Genomic DNA, 20,613 nt, shown 5'->3' with positions numbered 1-20,613 from the left:
TATACTACACGTAATGGGTTGTCCGGTTCGCATAAATGGATTTCATAGAGATATGGGAGGGTTTGCAGATGATTTCGGGCAAAAGAAAAGGGATTTCCTCACTTGCTCTGGTGTGCGCACTCGGTCTGGTACTATCGGGCTGCGGCAGCAATGGAAGTGGCAGCACGAGCAACAACAGCGGCGATGGGAGTACGTCCCAGCAAGCAGATAACAATGCCGAAGCGGCTACTGGCGCTGCGCCAAAGCTGGAAGAAGCGGAATTAACGCTGTATTATCCAGGCTCTCCGCAGAAGGACGAGCAGGAGGTCGAAGCGGCGATTAACGATTATTTAAAGGATAAGATCAATGCGAAGCTCGATCTCATGCCGATTGACTGGGGAAGCTGGGACAGCAAAATCAATCTGATGATCTCATCCTCAAGGCCGGCTGACATCCTATTCACCGCTGCTTGGAATGGGTTCACAGTGAATGTAGGCAAAGGCGCATTTCTCGATCTGACCGACCTGATCGACAAGTACGGCAAAGAGATGAAGGCGGTCATGAATCCGGCATTTCTGAACGGATCGAAAGTAAATGGTCGCAATTATGCGATTCCGACGAATAAGGAATTGGCAGCGACACGCGGCTTGCTCCTGCGCAAAGACATAGTAGAGAAGTACGGCTTTAATCTAAGCGCGATTCATACGACAGCGGATCTAGAGCCAATGATGAAGACAGTTAAAGAGAAAGAAGCCGATATGACACCGTTCTATGTATCCAGCGACAGCGGTTTGCTGACGAACCTCAACTTTGACACACTTGGCGATAATTCCGTGCCAGGAGTTCTGCACAAGATCGGCACTGAAACGAACATTTTGAACGAGCCGGCAACTCCGGAATTTAAAGATGCAGCTGCGCTTAGCCGGAAATGGTATCAAGCAGGTTATATTAACAAAGATGCGGCAACGACGAAGGTGAAGCCAGAAGAGCTTATGAAGGCGGGGAAAGTGTTCAGCTACACGACATCTTTAAAGCCAGGCGCAGCCGAAGAAGTGATGCGTTCGGTCGGCGTTCCGCTCGTGCAGGTCGAACTGACAGAGCCGACGACAACGACTGGCGATACGACGGGGTCCATGCTGGCGATCTCTCGCACTTCGAAGAACCCGGAACGCGCAATGATGCTGATCAACCTGCTGCATACGGACAAAACGTTGAACAACTTAATTAACTACGGCATCGAAGGCAAGCATTACGTGAAAGTAGAAGGCTCTGATAACGTCATCCAATATCCAGACGGTGTTGATGCATCCAAATCCACGTACAGCCCGGGCACGAACTGGCAAATCGGCAACCAGTTCTTGAACTACTTGTTTAACACGGAAAATCCGCAGAAATGGGAGCTGTTCAAAACGTTTAACGATTCCGCGAAGCCGTCTATCGCGCTTGGCTTCACGTTCAACAGCGATAGCGTGAAAAGTGAGGTGGCTGCTTGCGTCAACGTGTACAAGGAATACTTCGGTACGCTGAATGCCGGCACCGTAGATCCGGACAAATACACTGCACAATTTCTCGATAAATTGAAAGCGTCTGGCGTGGACAAGATCATTGCAGAGAAGCAGAAGCAGTTTGATCAGTGGTATAAAGCAAAAAGCTAATAGTCGGTTATTAAACAAAACGACCGCTCTCCTGTACAGGAGAGCGGTCGTTTGTGATTACAGCATGATGCTTATTTCTTCATCATATCTGCAACTGTTTTGTCGAACTTCGCAAGGAGCTGATCTTTGTTGATTGTGCCGCCTTGGTATTCTTGCATTGCAGCGCCGAAGCCTTGGGTTGTGCCGTCTGGGAAACGATCCCAGTGCCAGCCAAGTGCTGTCGAGGATTGATCTTTGATGGATGCTGCGATAGTACCGATATCTTCTTTAGTCGCGTCGATGTTAGTCTCAGCAGGCATGAAGTGGAATTCTTTCGTCAGGTACTTCTTACCGGTGTCGGAAGTAACCATCCAATCGAGGAACTTCTTCGCACCTTCAGCGTTTGCGGACTTGCTGTTAACGATCCAGTTGTTCGGTACGCCAACAAATACATGACCTGGTTGGTCATTGATCGGAATCGGAAGCACGCCAAGGTTCAGGTTCGGGTTCACTTTGTCGATGTCGCCTTGTGTCCAGTTACCTTGCTGCATCATCGCTGCTTTACCAGCTGCGAAGCTTGCTACTTGTGTTGCATAGTCCGTTGTTAGTTGATTTTTTTGAGCATTCTTGAAGATCAGGTCAACAAGGTTTACCCATTGCTCGAACACTTGGTTGCCTTTCGCTGTTACTTTGCCTGCTTTCCAGTCTTCGATGAATTTCGCTGGATCTGGTTGGTTCGCAAGCGCTACGTCAGCAAGGTGAATACCAAGCGACCACCACTCGTTCGTCGTTTCGAACGGTGTGATGCCTGCAGCTTTCAGCTTAGCAACCGCGTCAGTCAGCTCAGGAAGCGTCTTAGGCTCAGTAGTGATGCCTGCTTTAGAGAACAGGTCTTTGTTGTAAATCAGACCGAAGCCCTCAGTGTTCATCGGCATACCGTACAGTTTGCCATTTACTGTTGTAGGAGCTTTAGTCGTATCAAGCAGGTTGCCTACCCAAGGCTGATCCGAAAGGTCAGTCGCGCGGTCCATGTAAGGAACGAGCGAGGAATAACCGCCGTTGTTGATGATCTCAGGCTCGGAACCGGAAGCGATTGCTGCTTTCAGAAGCGCGCCGTAGTCTTCGCCGCCGCCGTGAGTTTCAACTTCAACGTGAACGCCTGTTTCTTTCTCATATTCTGCTGCCATTGCATTCAGTTGATCTGCAATCTCAACTTTGAATTGGAATACTTTAATCGGTTTCTTGTCACCGGAGTTGTTCGTGCCAGCGTTAGAACCTGCTTCTGTATTATTTCCTGTGTTGCCTGCTGTGTTGTTTGTGTTGTTGTTGGACGATCCGCAGCCTGATGCCACAAGTGCAACAAGCGCAGTAGTCATGACGAGTGCTGAAACTCTTTTCATGTGTCTTTAGTACCCCTTCCAAGTTGTCTGTTTTGTAAATGCTTACATTCTCATTGTAGGTATAATCACATGTTTCTTACACCGTTTGCATTGAACAAAAAGGTGGAACATATTGATTACCCTTTCACTGAGCCTGCAGTAATACCTTCGACGATGTACTTTTGTAAAAAGAGGAAGAACACGATAATTGGTGCGATACCGATGGCAAGTCCAGGTAAGGCAAGATCCCATTTCTTCGTATAAGCACCGAAGAACTTCGTAATGCCGAGCGGAATCGTCGTTAAATCTTTGTTGCCGCCGATCACGAGTACAGGCAGCAGATAGTCATTCCAAATCCATAGTGTATTTAGAATGATGACAGTTACCATAATCGGTGTTAGAAGCGGGAAGACGATTTTGAAGAACACACCGTAAGGTGTGCAGCCGTCAACGACTGCCGCTTCTTCGACTTCAAGCGGAACGCTCTTGATGAAGCCGTGGAACAAGAACATGGATAACGCAAGGCCGAAGCCGAAGTAACAAATGATAATACCGTACAAATGGCCGCGCAGCTCAAGCAAGGACGTGATACGAACCAACTGGAGCATGACGGACTGGAACGGAATAATCATTGATGCAACGAGCGCCGTGAACAGGATTTTGTTAAACACGGTCGGTCTGCGAACGAGACGGTAAGCCATCATAGCACTGATGAACACGATACCGGCAACGCTAAATGCAGTAATAAGCAGCGAATTCATGAAGACATGAGGGAAATCAAGCTGCTCCCACACCTTCTTATAGTTGTCCCAGTGATAAGTCGCTGGCCACTTCGCTGCGTTAAGTAAAATTTCCCCTAATGTCTTCACCGAGTTCGACAATACGAAGTAGAACGGTGATAGGAAGATCAGGCCGAGCAAGATCGCGGCAATCTCCATAACCAGAATGGGGAAGGTATAATTCGCTTTGCGCTCCATTATGCTTCCACCTCCCGGCGTTTCGTAAACCAAACTTGCGTTACTGTAATAAGCGAGACTGCAAAGAAGAACAGCATGGCTTTCATTGTGCCAAGACCGTAGCGGTTATTGTTCAATGCTTCGGCATACACGTTGAATGCGAGTGATTGTGTTGATGTACCCGGACCGCCTTTAGTAAGGGACAGGTTGAGATCGAACATCTTGAACGCATTCGATGTTGTCAGGAACAAGCAGATCGTAATCGCCGGCATAATGAGCGGCACAATTACGCTGTAAAGCAGCTGGAAGGAGTTTGCGCCGTCGATGCGGGCAGCTTCCGTCAGATCTTTAGGCAAGCCAGCAAGTGCCGCGATGTAAATAACCATCATATAACCAGCAGTTTGCCAAATAAAGACGATTACTATTCCCCAGAAGCCAGTCGTTGGTGTTCCGAGCCATGGAAGGTTAAAGAACGGAAGATTCGTCAATTCACCGATCGTCGCGAAGCCTTTGGTGAAAATAAACTGCCAAATAAAGCCGAGCAGAATCCCTCCGATGACGTTCGGCAAGAAGAACACGGTCCGCAGGAAGTTGCGGGTTTTTAGCGGCTTGGACAAAACCATTGCGAGCAAAAATGCAAGCACGTTAGCGCCGATGACTGTCACCACTGTGAATTTGAGCGTAAAGCCGAGGGAGTGCCAGAAATTCGAATCTGATGCGATCAGATGCAAGTTGTGAAGTCCCGTCCAATTTGCTTTGTTCATATCGAGTCCGTTCCAGTCGGTAAAGGAATAATAGAAACCGAGCAGAAACGGGATAAACACGATAGCCAGGAAGAACAGCAAGCCAGGTCCTACAAATACGAGTTGCTGCATCCATTCGCTGAGCCTTTTGTTTTTCATAATGAAGTCGCTCCTCTCTCTAGATGTTCAATTTGCGCGATCTTTTATTACGCTAGGAAACAGTATATAGCACCCCCTCCTGCCAGAAAACCGAAGATCGTGAAGAGTAGGGTGGAATATATTGACCTGCCTGTTACAATAATTATTGGATGGTGGCGAAAATTCGGGCAGTCATCGCCCTAGCAGCTTACGGAGGCGAAAAACACTATGATTCGAAACAGCATTCGCAAGAAGCTCATCTTCTTCTTGCTCGCTGCGACTATAATTCCGATCGGCGCTTCGATTGCCGTATCCAATCTCTATACGAAGCGTTCTGTCACGGATGCGACAATTAATGAGAACTCCAGCCGTCTGGAGCTCGGGAAGAACAATATCGTGAGCTATTTCAACACGATCAACCAGCTGTCATTGTCCGTATACGGCGGTATCAATGCGGCAGACTCCTTGTACACCTACTTGGAGAAGTCGATCTCAAAACCAGTGAGCAGCAATCTGGTCGCTACAAGCCATGATCTGGTTTATCTGCACCTGTTTAGTTTGTCACAAGCGAGCAAAGATATTTATCAACTGCACCTATTTATTCCGAGCGGGAGCCAGTCCAATCTTTGGATAAACGGTTTCTTCCGCCGTGAGTATAATCCAAGCTATAAGGTGCCGCTGGATCGGGCCGGGGAAGCGAATCCGTTCATTGAACCGACTCATATGAACACGCAATACGGAATGCAGTTCTCGCTGCCGGAGTCGAAGACGACGAAGGAACCGGTCATTACGCTGCACCGGCCCATCTACTTGACGCCGACCAAGACGGTTATCGCCATGTTGTCCGTCGACCTGAAAATGGACAGCTTCAATCGGATCTGCGAGCAGCTGTATAACCAGAATGGACGTGAGCGCCTCGCCATCACGGACGAGGCTGGCAGGTACTTATATTCTTCCGAGCCTGCGGAGTATGGGAAGAAGCTTAACCAGAATTGGTCCGCGAAGCTGGCGCAAACGAGCGGAAGAGGACATTTTGTATGGAAGGACGAGCTTTTTTCCGGGATTATTTTTTACGACCATCTAGATACGCCTTATATGAAGGCGACAATCATTAAACAAATTCCGTATTCAGATCTTTACAGCACCGCTACGGCGTTAACGCGCATCAACACCCTAATTGCTGGAGGTTTCCTGCTCATCGCGCTGATCGGCACAGTCTTCATATCATTCCAGCTGACCGAGCCGATTAAACGATTGATTGGATACATGAACAGAGTGCAGGCAGGCAATCTGTCGGCTCCACTCGAGGTGCGCAATACGGATGAAATCGGTCTGCTGGCCAGAAAGATGCAAAGTATGATGGAGACGATCGATCAGCTCATTTTGCAGGAATACCGGCTGGAGCTTGCGAACAAGACCAATCAGCTCAAAGCGCTGCAAGCGCAAATCAATCCCCATTTTCTGTACAATGCGATGCAGTCGATCGGTACGCAGGCACTACAGGGAAATGCGCATAAAACCTACAGCCTCATTACACTGTTGGCCAAAATGATGCGTTACAGCATGACGACCGATGAGACGGAGGTTCGGCTTGAGCGTGAAGCCCAGCATGTGCTAGCCTACCTGGACTTGCAGAAAGAACGTTTTGGCGAACAGCTTCATGTGGAAACATCATTCTCGCCGGAGACGATGAACATTGTTGTTCCGAAAATGCTGCTCCAGCCTATCGTTGAAAATTATTTCAAGCATGGATACACTGGCGGCGTTCAAACAGGCGAGATTAGAATTACGAGCGCAATCCAAGATGAGATGCTGGTGCTTGAAATTATGGATAATGGTAAAGGGATCGAAAGCGACGAGCTTGCGCGGCTGGCGGAAATGCTGACGGGCGAACAGGACGTGAACGTGATCCATACCTTTACCGAGGAAGCGGAGGGCTCTGTTATTGATAAGTCCGGCAGCATCGGACTGATGAACGTTATCGCAAGGCTTAGGCTATATAATGGCCAGGATGCCCAAATTAAACTGGACAAGCGTTTGCCCGCGGGCTTGTCCGTTACTGTACTCATTCCGCTTGCGAAGGGGGAAACCGAACAATGAGGGCTTTAATTGTAGATGATGAAAAGCATGTGCGTGATGCAATCAAGCTGCTGGTGCCGTGGTCGGAGCTTGGCATTACAGCTCTGCTCGAGGCAGCAGATGGCCAAAGCGCGAAGGAGCTGATCGAGCGCGAGAAGCCGGAGCTCATCTTCACGGATATGATGATGCCAGTCATGAATGGCGTCGACCTGCTGCGCTGGATCCACGAACAGGAGCTGACGAGCAAGACGATTGTCATTAGCGGCTATGATGATTTTAAGCTCGCGCGCGAGACACTTCGCTATGGCGGGCTTGACTATATATTGAAGCCGATTGAGCCGGACCAGTTAATCAAGGCTGTCAGACAAGCTATTGAAACGTGGTGCCGCGAAAATCAAGACAGGACTCTTTCGCAAAATCGAGTGATGGAGATCAATCAGTTAAAGCCGGTGTATTGGGATAAGGTATTCTCGCAAATGATCGAGGATCCGCAGTCTTACTTCGCACAAGCGGAGCTGCTTCAGCAAGAATTCGGGCTGTCTGTCGGATCAGACCTTGTCAGAGTGGCGGTCTTGTCGTTCGAAGGCGTCAATCCAGAGAGTCTCCGATCATTCTCGTCGGATGAAGACTTGTTCTACTTCACGATGATGAATATTAGTAATGAAATTGTTCAGGAAGCGCGCCAAGGATATGCCTTCTCCTATTGGAATCAGCGGAGAGAAATAGTCGTGATCATGTGGAGCAAGCTGGAGGAAGCGGCACAAAGCTTGAACCGGATGCAGGAAGGATTTACGCGTACGCTTCGTACAACCTTTCATTTTGGCCTTGGCGGCATACATCCGTTTCCTTCGGGCTTAAAGGCTGCTTACCAAGAGGCAAGCGCAGCGCTGCACCATCGTAATCTGCTGGAAGCGGGACAGACGATCCATCAGTACTCGGAGCTGGACCCTCGGGGGAGAATGCAGATTGTTCATCTCTCCGATCATGGCGAGGCGTTTCGAATCGCTTTCCATAGCGGGCAGGCGCAGCGTATTCGCGAAGCGGTGGCCGACTGGATCCAAGCGGTGACCGGCGCCGGACGTATAACGCCGGATATGCTGGAGATGTGGCGCAGTGAATATAGCGTGCTATGCTCGCAATGGTCAAAGTCGTGGCTGGAAGAAGCTAGCGATGCGCCGCCGGGTCCAGCAATCGATGAGGATGTGTTCGCGCTTCGGTACGAGTCGGACTGTCGATTCTCGTTCGAGCAGCTTGAGCAGGCTTTGGCGGAAGATCTAATCCACTTCGAGCAGTCGCTGCGCGAGCTGAAGCAGCAGAGAGGCAATGTCATCTATGAGATAAAGAAATACGTCGAGACCCACTATCAACGGGAGATCTCGCTGCAGGACATCGCGAACCATTTCTATCTCAGCCGGGAATACATCTCGCGCAAGTTCAAGCAGGAGCTCGGCGAGAACCTGTCGGATTATATCGGCCGCATTCGTATCGCTAAGGCGCAGCGGTTGCTTGAGAATCCGAATATGCGCGTCGTGCAAATCGCGCAGATGGTCGGGTATCAAGACGAGAAGTACTTCAGCAAGGTGTTTAAGAAGCTTACCGGGATGACGCCGAACGAATATCGGAAAGGTCAGCTGCTGTAAGTTGGTTATAGGAGGGGCTTCTAGGCGGTTAGGACGTCTGGAAGCCCCTTTTTCACCGGTAATGGCCGTGAAACGGACCGTGTTTACGTCTTAGGTACGGAGGGTTCCCCGACTGAGGTCCAGTATGAAAAACCGCCCTCGGTCCGTTTTGAATAGACGGGAAATGACCTAGAATGAGTACATAAAGACGAATTGGTACGAACGGAAAAACGAGAGTAGCAATTGCGTCAGCAAGACGAATTGGTACGAACGGAAACAACGAGAGTAGCAATTGCGTTAATCAACAAACAAAGAAACAAAACGTACGGAATGAACACATGCATATTAAATAACGAAAGGCGGTGACTAAAACAATGAACGGAAGAAATGCACTGGGCGCTATTTTGGTCGTAATTGGCGGTCTCATGATTATGAAATTTCTAGGCATTCACCTGAACGGAATTATCTCGTTCCTGATGCCATTCGTCCTGATCGGACTTGGCGCAATCGGCCTTCGTAACAACAGCAAAGTAATCGGCGGCATCTTGATCGTCGTCGGCGCGATTCTGCTGCTTGGCAAACTGGCGAGCTTGATCGGTCTTATTATCGCGATCGTCGTTATCGTGTGGGGCGTCTCCTTATTCAAGAATCGCCACAAACGCGTGTAACGTTGATTCGTTGCACCAGTACTAACATCTAATTGGGAACAAAGGAGGCGAACCGATGAGCATCATGCGCAGAGTTCGGGATATGACGGTTGCAACGCTCAATGAGCGTTTGGAGAAAGCAGAAGATCCTGTTAAGCTAATTGACCAGTTCCTCTGGTCGACAAGAGAAGAAATTATCGGGGCAGAACGGCTGTACCAGCAATGCCTGACACATAGCAATCATCTGAAAGCACAATGGCTGCAAGCGGAGCAACTGAAAGAGAAACGCGAGCATCAAGCGATCATTGCCTTAAAAGCAGGCGAGGAGCATGTAGCACGCATTGCTCTGACGGAGAAAGCATCAAGCGAGGAGCGTGCAACGCAGTATCGCGAGCTCTACGAGCAAGCGCTGCAAGGAACAACCGAGCTCGAGCAGCAGCTGCGCGAATTGCGCAGCGAGTACCAGACGGTGTATGACAAGCGGGAATACTTCTCCGCACGCATGGAGTCGCTTCGTCTGCAGCAGCGGATGAACGAGCGGTTCACAGGCGGCAATGCGAATGGACCGGGCCAGCAGCCCGGCGGCATGTTCCGCAGGCTGGAGGACCGGATCAGCGATATGGAGCTGGAAGCGCGCAGTTTGCGCGATCTGCGTAAAGCGGGCGGGCAGCTGATCAGCGAAGCGGGATTTGCCCTTCAGAACACGATTGAACGTGAGATGGAGCAATTGAAACGGAAATTACAACAGGAAGGATGGAAGTCGTAATGAAGAAACTGTACCGGTCGCGCCGCGATAAGAAACTGTTTGGCTTATGCGGCGGTCTTGCCGAAATGCTGAATGTTGATGCGACGCTGCTGCGGATTCTTCTGATCGTCGTGACCGTCTTTACTAGCGGAGCATTAATTCTAGTCTATATCTTGGCAGGCTTAGTCGTTCCTAAGGACCCTTACCACCACGGGGGTTATGGTCCAAGCGGCTTCAATGGAAATTGGAATAACGGCCCTTTCGGAGGCGGACACAGCCACAACTCCGGCCAAAGCTTCGGCGGCGGCTATGGTAGCGGCAATGCCAGCAGTGGCAGTTCTTACACGAACCCGCCGGGACCTGGCGCTGCCGGCTGGCAGCCGCCGACACAAACGTCGGCTTCGAATATAGATGCGATGATGGATGATCTGGAGAAACGTGCGCTGCGCAAAGAAATTGAAGAGCTTCGTGCTAAATTAGCGAAACATGAGAAGGGAGATTTATAATATGAGTATTTTTAAACGAATGAAGGATATGACGAAGGCATCGGTGCATGAGCTGCTAGACAAAATGGAAGATCCGGTCGTCATGCTGAACCAATATTTGCGCGATATGGAGGGTGAAATCCATACGGCAGAGCTGACTGTTGCGAAGCAAATGGCTAGCGAGCGCCGCATGAAGCAGCGTCTTGAGGAAGCAGTACGCGGCGTTAGCGACCGTGAAGCGAAGGCAGAAACAGCTCTTCGCGCCGGTCAGGAAGAGCTTGCTCGCAAGCTGCTCGAAGAGAAAATCTTCTTCGACCAGAAGACTACGGAGTATACCGAAATGCACCAAAGCGCGAAAGCGCAAGCTGATGAGCTGATGAACCAGCTGCACGGCATGAAAGATGAGTACTATCAATTGCGCAACAAACGCAATGAGCTTGTGGCACGTGCCCAAATGGCGAAGGCGAAGAAGCAAATGGCGCAAGTATCCGCTGTACACTCCATCGAGAGCGGTCACGCATCCCGCGGCTTCAGCCGTATGGAAGAGAAAATCATGCAGATGGAAGCGGAAGCGGACGTCATGCGCGTACCTTACGGCGCACCTGGCGCACAACCAGCGGTCGGCACGATTGATACAGCTAAGCAGCTGCAAGTGGAAGAACAGCTGCAGCTTCTCAAGAGCAAGCTGAATCCTCCTGTGGCGCAAGCAACGATCGAGACGTCTTCAGGCGAATAAAACAAGAATGAATCTGCAAAAGATGTAGCCATACTTGGTCGATGCGCGTTTGTCGCATCGGCCTTAAGGCTTGTTTTGCAGGTTTACATAGACTAAAGGGGGAACAGCATGTCAGCGGAGTCGTCTTCGCCGAACAAGCCGGATAAAGCGGTAACCGGAGCCGCTGCCAGCTCGGAAGCTGGAGCGGGATCGCAATTGGGAGCCTATTCTTCGCCGCCAGCTGGGGCAGACCGGCACCGATTCCCGGATTATCTGAAAAGTACTGAGCCGCTGCCGAGCCAATCGGAGAAGCGTAAAAATGCAGCGGAGACGGTGCTGTGGCTGCTCGTTATTCTCGGCCTCGGCGTACTGCTGCTGCAAGGAACAGGTTATTTGAAGCTGTTCGCCTTGCAGAGTAAGGCTGCGCTCATCGGGCTTTCCGTCATCGCCCTGTCACTTGCACTCGCTGCGGTGTACAGCTACTTGCAGGGAATGAAGCTGCGCGCAGCGGTACAGCGGCTTACTGATCAGCAGCTCCGCAAGCGGCAGCAGCGGGTAACGCTGCTATCCGAAGATGGCGGAGCGAAGGTTCCGCCGGAATCGTTCACAGAGGAAGATGCAGCGTGGACCGAGCAGGTTCGGTTCTCGGCGGTCATTGAAGAGCGGCAGCGACTTGCCCGCGAGCTGCATGACGCAGTCAGCCAGCAGCTGTTCGCGATATCGATGACAGCAACGGCGGTCAGCCGGACGATGGAGAAGGACTGGGAACGGGCGAAGCGCCAAGTCCAGCTGATCGAGGAGATGGCATCCGTTGCCCAGTCCGAGATGCGAGCACTGCTGCTGCACCTTCGTCCGGTTCATCTCGAAGGGAAAAATCTTGGGATGGCACTGCGAAGCCTCGTTGATGAGCTGAAGCAGAAGGTGCCCATGGTCATCACGCTGGAGGCGGATCCGACCATTAAGCTGGATACGGACGCGGAGGATCATCTGTTCCGGATTGCACAAGAAGCATTGTCCAATTCGCTGCGGCATTCGAAGGCCGAGCATTTGAATATTTTCTTGCAGCATGCAGGCTCGCAGGTGAGGTTGACGCTGCAGGATGATGGTCTTGGATTTAATTTGGAAGAGAAGAAGCAAACTTCTTATGGACTTCTCACCATGGAAGAACGGGTGAACGTGCTGGGCGGGTCGCTGAAGCTCATAACATCGCCGGGGAACGGCGTGTTGATCGATATAAAGGTGCCTGCGGGCGGCTCTTGATGGAAGGGGAAATGGCGAAGTGGAAGCTATGGAGCAAATGGACAGCTTGGAACAGCCGATTAAAGTGCTGCTAGTTGACGATCACGAGATGGTTCGTATCGGACTAGCAGCCGTATTGAATACCGAGGACGGAATTGAGGTTGTCGGTGAGGCGAGCAACGGAATGGAAGGCATCCGGCTTGCGCAAGCATACCGGCCGGATGTTGTGCTGATGGACCTCGTCATGGAAGGTATGGACGGAGTGGAAACGACACGCAAGCTGCTCGAATTGTATCCGGATTGCAAGGTCATCGTACTGACGAGCTACCTAGACGATGGCAAAATGTATCCGGTTATCGAAGCGGGCGCTTTCAGCTACCTGCTCAAGACATCACGCGCGACAGAGATTGCAGATGCGATTCGGGCTGCGGCACGGGGCCAGTCGGTGCTGGAGTCGCAGGTTGCGGCTAAGATGATGAACCGATTCCGTCAGCCGAAGGCAGAGACGGTGCAGAAGCTTCATGAGCAGCTGACGGAGCGGGAGATGGATGTGCTCAAATGCGTAGGTAAAGGTTTATCGAACCAGGAAATCGCGGAAGAGCTGTTCATCGGCATTAAGACCGTCAAGTTCCATGTGACGAATATTTTCGCTAAGCTCGGCGTTGATGATCGAACGCAAGCGGCTATCTACGCGCATAAGCATGGGCTGGCGGAATAGGGAGTCACTTGGGCTGCGCTAGACGGCTAATGGCAGAAAAGCCGAAAAGCCGAAAGCTGACCGGCTGCGCCTAACGCTTAAATGGTGTTCCACTTCTTGCGGAAGGCAAAAGGAGTAAAACCCTCGCGGGCTTTGAACAGGTTGATGAAGTGGCTGACATGATCAATGCCGACCTCTTCTGCGATTGCTGCGATCGGTATGCTCGTGTATTTGAGCAGCTCCTTTGCCCTTACAATTCGCAGAAAGATGATGTATTCATTCGGCGACATCCCGACATGCTTCTTGAACTCGCGAATGAAATGATATTTGCTCACTGCTGCGCTTTTCGCCAATTCATCGAGCCGATGTCGTTCGGCGTAGCTCCGCTCTATTTTGCGAATGGTCGTGGAGATGAAGGCAGGCACCGCTGTAGACGCGGAGTCGCCGATGTGGGCGGATACGATGAGCTCGGTCACGAGCTCGGTTAACAGCTTGGCGCCAAGCAATTCCGTGTGAGGCGTCGTCTGCTCATGCACGTCAATCAAGCTTCGAATAAGGCCGAGTACAGGTGATTCTCGCTGCAGCTGCAGAAGAGGGTCGCCTTTTTTGATATAGGTATCGTAATAATGGCTGCTTGCGCCGCCGTAGAAGTGAACCCACGCAAACTCCCAATGCCCGCTGCGCGCCGTCCGGTAATGCTGATAAGCCATACAATCGATGAAGAAGAGCGAGCCGGCCCCGAGTTTATACGTATGCCCGCCATAATCCAGCAAGCCTTCCCCCGACACCGTATAAACCACCAAATAAGAAGGAAGATGCTGCCGTTCTGTAAAATAAGCCGAGTCCGTCCAAAAATAGCCCGCCTCCTGCACGTACATCAGCGAGGATCTGGCAGCGACACTTGGCGATGTGATGATCCGGATCGAATTGTTCGACCAGCTGTGCGATGCTTTCTCCGTATATTGCTGCGGCATGGCAATTGCCTCCTCCCGAGACTTGTTAGATTCATTATGAACAGCCGGCTCCTGCAAAAGCAATATTCTGTTATTTCAAAGCAACATACGGCGATGTAACTTGATATGCGAGCGCATACAATGGGGCTAGTTATTCTACTATTGGTACACTGGAGGCGCTGCTCATGTCCCTGCTTACCCCGATAAAACCAACCAAAAAACCCCGTATCGGCTTATATTCCATCGGTCTTGAAGCGTATTGGCCGCAATTTCCCGGTCTGCGGGAGAGGCTCATTGCATATGGCAACCATTTGGAGAAGAAGATGGAGGAGCATGGCGAGGTGTATAACTTCGGACTCGTCGATGCGGAAGGGAAGGGGCGCCAGGCTGGAGAGTATTTCAATGAGAAAAATGTTGATCTTATTTTCTGTCATGTCGCGACGTACTCGACCAGCTCAACTGTGCTGCCCATCCATCAAATTTGCTCGAAGCCAGTCATTGTGCTCAATCTGCAGCCGACCGCTCGCATTAACTATGCGCAGTCTACTACGGGGGAATGGCTCGCACATTGCTGCGCATGTCCGGTGCCGGAGATTTCCAATGCGTTCAATCGGGCGGGCATTCGGTTTCGTGTCATTAATGGCTTGCTTGGACTGGACTATACGCCAGTGGGCTCGCTTACCGATGAAGTGACGCATGAACGGCCGGAAGCTTTAAGGGCTTGGCGTGAAATAAAGGAGTGGATCAAAGCGGCCGGCGTCGTGCGGACGATGCGCCATGCGCGGTTCGGCTTTCTTGGCAATACGTATAGCGGGATGCTCGATATGTATAGTGATTTTGCGATGGTGCAGGCGCAGCTGGGGCTCCATATTGAGGTGCTGGAGATGTGCGATCTGGATCGTTTCCTGCAGGAGGTTACTGATGCGGAGGTCGCGGCAAAGCTCGGGGAAGTGTACGAGATGTTCGAGATTAGCGGAGATTCCCCGTCCGATCCGATTGCTCGCAAGCCGACCGTGGAGCAGCTTGACTGGTCTGCGAGAGTTGCTGCTGCACAGGAAAAGCTCGTGCGGGCGTATGATCTCGATGCTCTGACTTATTACTACCACGGGCAGAACGGGAACAACTACGAGAAGCTGCAATCCGGCTTTATCGTCGGGCATTCGCTGCTCACAGCGCGGGGCATCCCTTGCTCGGGCGAAGGTGATCTGAAGACGGCGATCGGGATGAAAATATGCGATATCCTCGGCACGGGAGGAAGCTTCTCGGAAATTGTCGTGGTGGACTATATAGATGAGACGATTCTGCTCGGTCATGACGGTCCGTTCCATATTGCGATTGCGGAAGGAAAGCCGATCCTGCGGGGGATGGGGCTCTATCACGGCAAGAGGGGAACCGGCGTATCCGTTGAAGCGAAGGTGAAGCGGGGGCGGATAACGACGCTAGGCATAACGCAAACGGGCGATGGCAAGATGGGCATGATCATCAGCGAAGGTGAAGCGACGGACGGAGAAATTATGACAATCGGCAATACGCAGACACATGTGAAATTCGCGCTGCACCCTGATGAGTATATGGAGAATTGGTTCGCTGAAGCGCCTACGCATCACTGTGCGATTGCCGTCGGCAACCAGTCGGGGCAGTTCAAGAAGGTGGCGGAGCTGCTGCAAATACGGAATGTGACGCTTTGTAGAAATTAGTTGGGCAACTGGAGAAAGTTGAAGTGGCAGAGGAATTGAAGATGCGGGTGCGTCAGGTGGGGACAGTACGGCAGAAGCGGGTGCAACTGGTGGGGACAGTTGAAGCATTGCGAAAAACTAGTTTTGGCGGGAGGGTTGCGTTTATGGAACGTGTTTCCTTTGTTCTGCAGATTGATGAGAGTAACCGAGATGCCTATATCGAGCGACATAAACAGGCGGACCCTGAGCTGCTGAAGGCGTTCGGCGAGGTTGGCATCAAGACGTACAGCATCTTTATGGATGGCGGCAGACTGTTCGCCTACATGGAAGTGGAAAACTTCGCTGAGGCAATGGCGGCGCTGGATGGGCATCCGGCGAATGTGCGGTGGCAGCAGTTTATGGCGGATTTGCTTGTGAAGCATCATGAGGGCGGGACGGTGAAGGTGATCCCGGAGGTGTTTTATTATTCCGGGGAGTAGGGTTGGGGAGAGGGCAAGGGCAAGGCAAAGGCAAGGGGGAAAGCGGCGGAAACGGTGAAAGAGTGTCCCTGTGGGATTTAATTTATATTAGGCTGCTCCTGATTTGGAGCGGTCTGTTTTATTTTGGTGGGAAAGGGTGGAGGGTGAGAAGGTAGTTGTAAATGGCTTCGATATTGTTGATTTTGAAAGTTGGAGAAGCCTGGTGCACGGGGATATTGAAAGAGTCCCAGTTAGCGATCATCGCAATATTGGATAAATGGAGCAGCGGTTCGTCCTGGGGATTGCGAAGAAGCACAAGCTTCGGATATTGCTCTTGCTTAAAGCCTTCCACAAGCACAAAGTCGACATGCTGCATATGGGCAAGGAGCGCGGAGAGCGGCTCGGTTCGGTTGCTAATAATGGCGCTGCGTGACGCGGAGCTGATCGCGGTAATATCCGCGCCTGCTTCTTGATGCTGCCACGTGTCCGTGCCTGGCGTATCCATCGTGAACTCATGTGCGTCGTGCTTCGCTGTGCCAACGGTGAAGCCTGCTTGTTTTAGCTTGCGGGTTAACTGGGAGAGAAGCGTTGTTTTGCCGCTGTTCTTGTAGCCGACGATTTGGAACACGTAAGGTGCTTGCTGTGACTGTGCGGGTACGGAATGATGGCTGTTTTGGTCAGAAGGCATAGCGCGCAGTGCTCCTTGTAAAAGGTAATGGGTAGAGATGAATTTAGTATAGCATAAGCTTGTATTACGGATTTAAGTGTTTCTGTTACAATGGGGAGATAGATGGTTACAGAAGCGTAAAGGAGAAGATGGCTGTGCAGCTGCAGGGGGAGACGCGTTTTAGCAGGCGCGCGGTCAAAGTGGATGAGGCGATTCGCCTTGTTGTTGAAGCGGCTGAACCGGGGCGGAATGAGCATGTGCCGCTGTGGGAGGCTAACGGTCGCTATCTGGCGGAGCCGCTTGTTGCGACGACGGATTGGCCGCCTTTTGCGCGGTCGGGGCTGGATGGCTTCGCCGTCCGCAGCGCAGATACGGCGCTGGCGTCACCGAGCGAACCGGTGACGCTGCGCGTGGTGGACACGGCCCGCGCGGGCGAGCTCGCCTCCGCTGCCGTGGAGCCGGGCACCGCCGTCCGAATCATGACCGGCGGCGCGGTGCCCTTGGGGGCGGACGCCGTCGTCATGCTGGAGCAGACGGCGGATGCCTTTATTGACGGGCGACCCGCGGTGCGCGTGAAACGCGCCGCGGAGCCCGGGCAGAACATTGCGCCCCGCGGCGAGGAGTTCCGTCGCGGGAGCGCATTGGCGGAGCCCGGCACGATGCTGCGGCCGGGCCACGTCGCTTTGCTCGGCACGTTTGGCTGCGCCGACGTGCCGGTATTCCTGCGCCCGCGCGTAGCGGTGCTGGCAACCGGCACGGAGCTGCTGCCGGTTGAGGCGCCGCTAGAGCCGGGGCGCATCCGCGACAGCAACAGCGCGATGATTGCCGCGCTTGTGCAGCAAAGCGGCGGCGTTCCGCTGCTGCTCGGCCGCGTGCCGGACGAGCCGGAGGCAGCGGCTCGCGCGATTGCGGCTGCGCTCGCGCAGAGCGACATCATAATCACCACCGGCGGTGTGTCGGTCGGCGATTATGATGTGATGGCGAGCCTGCTCGCAGGCTTGCCCGCCGCCGGCACGGAGGCGGGGCAAGCTCCGGCGGAGCCAAACGGCTCGCACATCCGCGAAGCGTCCGCGCCAAGCGCTCCCGCCGCGATTAGCGCACCTACCACGGCTGCCGCGCCAAGCACCTCAGCCGCGCTGCCTCCGGGCAGCCGCCTCCTGTTCAACAAGGCGGCGATGCGCCCAGGCAGTCCGACGTCTGCCGCTGTTGTCGGCGGAAAGCTGCTGCTTGCGCTGTCGGGAAACCCCGGAGCCTGCTTCGTTGGCTTCGAGCTCTTTGCGAGGCCAGCGCTGCGTCGGCTTCAAGGCGCTGCAGCAACAGAAGCGCTGCCGAAGCAGGCGACCGCGAAGCTTGCCGCAGGCTTCGCCAAAGGCAGCCCGCACGAGCGATTCGTGCGGGCGCGTCTGTACACCGAGGGCGGTGTACTCTACGCCGATCCGCTGGCGTTCGGCAAGTCGAGCATGATGGCGTCTATCCCTGACGCGGACTGCTTGATCCGGCTGAAGCCCGGATCCATCGGCGCAGAGACAGGTGCCATCGTCGATGTCATTCTCCTATAAAAGAAATAAACCCGCTCATCGAGAGCAGGTTTATTCTTCTTTCTACGCTAACGGACTCCAGAATCGCTATTTGACCCCAATTGCCCGATGCTAGAATGTAACGGAACACAGGCACGTTATTCCAACGAAATCAGCCGCTTTCGGCTGCAAAAGCAGCGAATAACGCTTCTGGGATCCGTTACAACTTTTTGAGAGGCATATTTGGGCAAATAAGGTGTTTACGATCCGTTAGCCGGGGAGCGGCGAGCAACAGTCGGCCTTCAGAGCTCAGCGAGCGGCGAACGACTATCTTCAGTTATTCTTCACGTTCTTCGTGCGGCGAGCCGCACTCACATAATCGAATTCAAAAACAGCCCTCCAAGAGGAAGCTGCAAATACGGGCCGGACGAGGCGCGGTAGAGAGTGAACGACTGGAAACCGCTCGCCTTTGTGCTGATCAGAGATTCTGTCGGCAGCTCCGACAGCTGGCTAATCGTCTGCTGCAGCCGAGATGCAAGTCCGTGACGGCCGCTTATGATGCGGCTTACATCGTCTGGCTGAGCTTCCATTGCAGCACCAAGCTTCTCTTCATCTAACTGCCACTTGCCTTGCTGCGATTGTGAAATTCCGAGCGACGCAAGCTCAGAGCTTCGCAGTACGTCATCCACACGCTGTTTCAGCACCGGGTTCAAGTAGCCGGATGAATCGTAAGTAGCTTGCAGCGAATTGACTTCTTCGATGACCGATTGCAGCTGGCTGTGCAGCGCATCGGAGTTATTTCGCACCTTGATCGTGAAATCAGCTGGTGCGGTCATATCTTCCAGCGAGATTCGTACACGACCTTGCTGCAGAATGATCTCATTCGACTCATTCGACTCATACGTTTGGCCATCCACTAGAACGCGCATGTCCGACTCCTTAACGACCGCTCGGTCAGCGCCGCTCGAAGCAATGATACTGCCTCTCTGATCCTGAAGCGCGAAAGCATATTCCGTTCCTACCCCGCCAGCATCCACGACAAGCTTAACCGTTCCGTTTGTTTGATTCTCCTGCACGGATGCTGTTACGCCGAGCTTAGCCCCATTGATGCTGCTTTGCAATCTGCCGAGAGCAGCCGAATTTGTATCTCCGGGACGAATGACGGTAGAGAGCGAGTATGTCTGCCCGCCTGCTTGAAGCGTAAAAATGTGCGCGCCAGAGTTGATGATAGAAGGCGCATTCTTCGTCAGGTCGTAGCCTTGATTCTGCTGAGGCTTAGCAAGCGAGGCAACTTGAACACTGTAGTCCGTACGGGCTGCGCTTGCGTCAGCATCGCCGGTTACGCCAGCTGTGCCTGTCCCTTCAACTTGCACCGAGCGCTGTTCGAACGCCGACTTGCCCTTCATCCGAATGTCTGAGAGTGCAGAGCTGACCTTTTTGCTCTGAGCGAGCCAATCCGCGGAGCTGTTCGCAGCAGCCTTCAGGGCATCCTGTGCCTGCTTCGGAAGCGTAAAGCTGCCCACCGAGCCGCGTGCCGGAATGGACGCGGCGACCTGCTTCCTCGTATTTTGCGACATCAATGATAAATAGCCTTGGCCCGAATAGGGATAAAGTGCGTACCGCTCGACGGGCTGGACCGGTTCTCTCGTATGGCGAACCGTCCCGAACACAGCGGGCATGGAATAAGGCAGAACCACAGCAATCCCTCCGATCGCAATTGCTCATCTACCTTACATTTTAAATAAAATTTTCCAACTTGTCGATTGTCTTCTACGGCACTTCTCTCAATGAAAAAGCCCTCACCGCACGCTGCGAGGCTGCAAGCGAGAGGGTATGGGCTTTGGATGCCGAATTATATAAGCAGGAACAGAAATGCAAGGGACGCCAAGTCAAACGCAAGTGCCTCGCCAAAGAATGGATTAAATCCATCACCGTAATAAGGATCGCCATAGTAGTTATTATCGTAAGGATAATAAGCTTGCGTCTGCGCGGCTTCCTTCGTCCCTGACTTGCCCTCTACCGCCGCTTTGCTCGGCTTGCCGCCTTTTTTCTTCTTTACCTTCGTATTCGTTACTTTACCCAGCTGACCGACCGTAGTGCCTGTAGTCTTCTGTTTCATGCTTGCTTCCGTTTCATTAAGCATAATGCGACCGCCGTGGCACCGGCTGAGAATACCGACATAGCGCTCACCTTCGTTCGTGACCACACAGACGGGCATGCCGCAGTACTGTTTAATCGTATCTTCATGAAGTGGATATATAGGTTGCAACTTCGATGACACCTCCCC

General features: G+C 52.6%; 19 protein-coding genes and 1 pseudogene. 13 read left to right on the top strand and 7 right to left on the bottom strand.

Annotation, left to right across the window (positions count from 1 at the left end):
* The first annotated feature begins 68 nt into the window (after positions 1-68).
* Positions 69-1,634: an ABC transporter substrate-binding protein gene (locus AC0LWF_RS27040; protein WP_474654583.1), complete on the top strand. Its 1,566-nt coding sequence runs from the start codon at positions 69-71 to the stop codon at positions 1,632-1,634.
* A gap of 71 nt (positions 1,635-1,705) precedes the next feature.
* Here AC0LWF_RS27040 and AC0LWF_RS27035 read toward each other — a convergent pair whose 3' ends face one another.
* The 3 genes from AC0LWF_RS27035 to AC0LWF_RS27025 all read right to left on the bottom strand — a co-directional run bounded on the left by AC0LWF_RS27035 (position 1,706) and on the right by AC0LWF_RS27025 (position 4,850).
* On the bottom strand, positions 1,706-3,013 hold the full coding sequence (locus AC0LWF_RS27035; RefSeq protein ID WP_474654582.1) for an ABC transporter substrate-binding protein: 1,308 nt from the start codon (positions 3,011-3,013) through the stop codon (positions 1,706-1,708).
* Between the two features lie 116 nt (positions 3,014-3,129).
* Positions 3,130-3,969, bottom strand: a complete 840-nt coding sequence (locus AC0LWF_RS27030) for a carbohydrate ABC transporter permease (protein ID WP_474654581.1) — start codon at positions 3,967-3,969, stop codon at positions 3,130-3,132.
* Complete coding sequence (locus tag AC0LWF_RS27025; protein WP_474654580.1) at positions 3,969-4,850, bottom strand: carbohydrate ABC transporter permease; 882 nt, start codon at positions 4,848-4,850, stop codon at positions 3,969-3,971. The genes AC0LWF_RS27030 and AC0LWF_RS27025 overlap by 1 nt, the downstream gene beginning before the upstream one ends.
* 207 nt (positions 4,851-5,057) lie before the next feature.
* On the opposite strand from AC0LWF_RS27025, the gene AC0LWF_RS27020 reads away from it, so the two are divergent.
* From AC0LWF_RS27020 to AC0LWF_RS26985, 8 genes are all read left to right on the top strand, one after another.
* Positions 5,058-6,929, top strand: coding sequence for a cache domain-containing sensor histidine kinase (locus tag AC0LWF_RS27020; RefSeq protein WP_474654579.1), 1,872 nt, complete (start codon positions 5,058-5,060; stop codon positions 6,927-6,929).
* A complete protein-coding gene (locus AC0LWF_RS27015) occupies positions 6,926-8,548 on the top strand; it encodes a response regulator (protein WP_474654578.1) in 1,623 nt (540 codons plus the stop codon). The genes AC0LWF_RS27020 and AC0LWF_RS27015 overlap by 4 nt, the downstream gene beginning before the upstream one ends.
* A 353-nt stretch (positions 8,549-8,901) precedes the next feature.
* Positions 8,902-9,195, top strand: a complete 294-nt coding sequence (locus AC0LWF_RS27010) for a LiaF transmembrane domain-containing protein (protein WP_474654577.1) — start codon at positions 8,902-8,904, stop codon at positions 9,193-9,195.
* Positions 9,196-9,250: 55 nt separating this feature from the next.
* Complete coding sequence (locus AC0LWF_RS27005; RefSeq protein WP_474654576.1) at positions 9,251-9,940, top strand: PspA/IM30 family protein; 690 nt, start codon at positions 9,251-9,253, stop codon at positions 9,938-9,940.
* Positions 9,940-10,425, top strand: coding sequence for a PspC domain-containing protein (locus tag AC0LWF_RS27000; protein ID WP_474654575.1), 486 nt, complete (start codon positions 9,940-9,942; stop codon positions 10,423-10,425). Before AC0LWF_RS27005 ends, AC0LWF_RS27000 begins: the two co-directional genes overlap by 1 nt.
* A 1-nt stretch (position 10,426) precedes the next feature.
* The gene (locus tag AC0LWF_RS26995; protein ID WP_474654574.1) at positions 10,427-11,140 is read left to right on the top strand and encodes a PspA/IM30 family protein; all 714 of its coding nucleotides are present in this window, start codon (positions 10,427-10,429) and stop codon (positions 11,138-11,140) included.
* A 108-nt stretch (positions 11,141-11,248) separates the two neighbouring features.
* Positions 11,249-12,379: a sensor histidine kinase gene (locus AC0LWF_RS26990; RefSeq protein ID WP_474654573.1), complete on the top strand. Its 1,131-nt coding sequence runs from the start codon at positions 11,249-11,251 to the stop codon at positions 12,377-12,379.
* 28 nt (positions 12,380-12,407) lie between these two features.
* On the top strand, positions 12,408-13,076 hold the full coding sequence (locus AC0LWF_RS26985) for a response regulator (RefSeq protein WP_474654592.1): 669 nt from the start codon (positions 12,408-12,410) through the stop codon (positions 13,074-13,076).
* 77 nt (positions 13,077-13,153) lie between these two features.
* On the opposite strand, the gene AC0LWF_RS26980 is transcribed toward AC0LWF_RS26985, so the two are convergent.
* Positions 13,154-14,029, bottom strand: coding sequence for a helix-turn-helix domain-containing protein (locus tag AC0LWF_RS26980; RefSeq protein ID WP_474654572.1), 876 nt, complete (start codon positions 14,027-14,029; stop codon positions 13,154-13,156).
* 164 nt (positions 14,030-14,193) lie between these two features.
* On the opposite strand from AC0LWF_RS26980, the gene AC0LWF_RS26975 reads away from it, so the two are divergent.
* Positions 14,194-15,705, top strand: coding sequence for an L-arabinose isomerase family protein (locus AC0LWF_RS26975; protein WP_474654571.1), 1,512 nt, complete (start codon positions 14,194-14,196; stop codon positions 15,703-15,705).
* A 143-nt stretch (positions 15,706-15,848) separates the two neighbouring features.
* Complete coding sequence (locus tag AC0LWF_RS26970) at positions 15,849-16,163, top strand: L-rhamnose mutarotase (RefSeq protein WP_474654570.1); 315 nt, start codon at positions 15,849-15,851, stop codon at positions 16,161-16,163.
* 118 nt (positions 16,164-16,281) lie between these two features.
* Here the strand turns inward: AC0LWF_RS26970 and mobB are convergent, their stop codons facing one another.
* Positions 16,282-16,830: a molybdopterin-guanine dinucleotide biosynthesis protein B gene (gene mobB, locus AC0LWF_RS26965; protein WP_474654569.1), complete on the bottom strand. Its 549-nt coding sequence runs from the start codon at positions 16,828-16,830 to the stop codon at positions 16,282-16,284.
* A 128-nt stretch (positions 16,831-16,958) separates the two neighbouring features.
* On the opposite strand from mobB, the pseudogene AC0LWF_RS26960 reads away from it, so the two are divergent.
* Together AC0LWF_RS26960 and AC0LWF_RS26955 are read left to right on the top strand one after the other, a co-directional pair.
* Positions 16,959-17,450, top strand: a pseudogene (locus AC0LWF_RS26960) (gephyrin-like molybdotransferase Glp); the annotation flags it as partial.
* A 69-nt stretch (positions 17,451-17,519) separates the two neighbouring features.
* Positions 17,520-18,368: a molybdopterin molybdotransferase MoeA gene (locus AC0LWF_RS26955; RefSeq protein WP_474654591.1), complete on the top strand. Its 849-nt coding sequence runs from the start codon at positions 17,520-17,522 to the stop codon at positions 18,366-18,368.
* Between the two features lie 329 nt (positions 18,369-18,697).
* Here the strand turns inward: AC0LWF_RS26955 and fliD are convergent, their stop codons facing one another.
* Both fliD and AC0LWF_RS26945 read right to left on the bottom strand, forming a co-directional pair.
* Complete coding sequence (fliD, locus tag AC0LWF_RS26950; protein ID WP_474654568.1) at positions 18,698-20,023, bottom strand: flagellar filament capping protein FliD; 1,326 nt, start codon at positions 20,021-20,023, stop codon at positions 18,698-18,700.
* A 155-nt stretch (positions 20,024-20,178) separates the two neighbouring features.
* The gene (locus tag AC0LWF_RS26945) at positions 20,179-20,595 is read right to left on the bottom strand and encodes a hypothetical protein (RefSeq protein WP_474654567.1); all 417 of its coding nucleotides are present in this window, start codon (positions 20,593-20,595) and stop codon (positions 20,179-20,181) included.
* Positions 20,596-20,613 lie beyond the last annotated feature (18 nt).

The sequence above is a fragment of the Paenibacillus sp. sgz302114 genome, from assembly GCF_056120345.1.
Note: the sequence above shows the minus strand (reverse complement) of the source record. Positions and strands in the feature narration are given on the sequence as shown.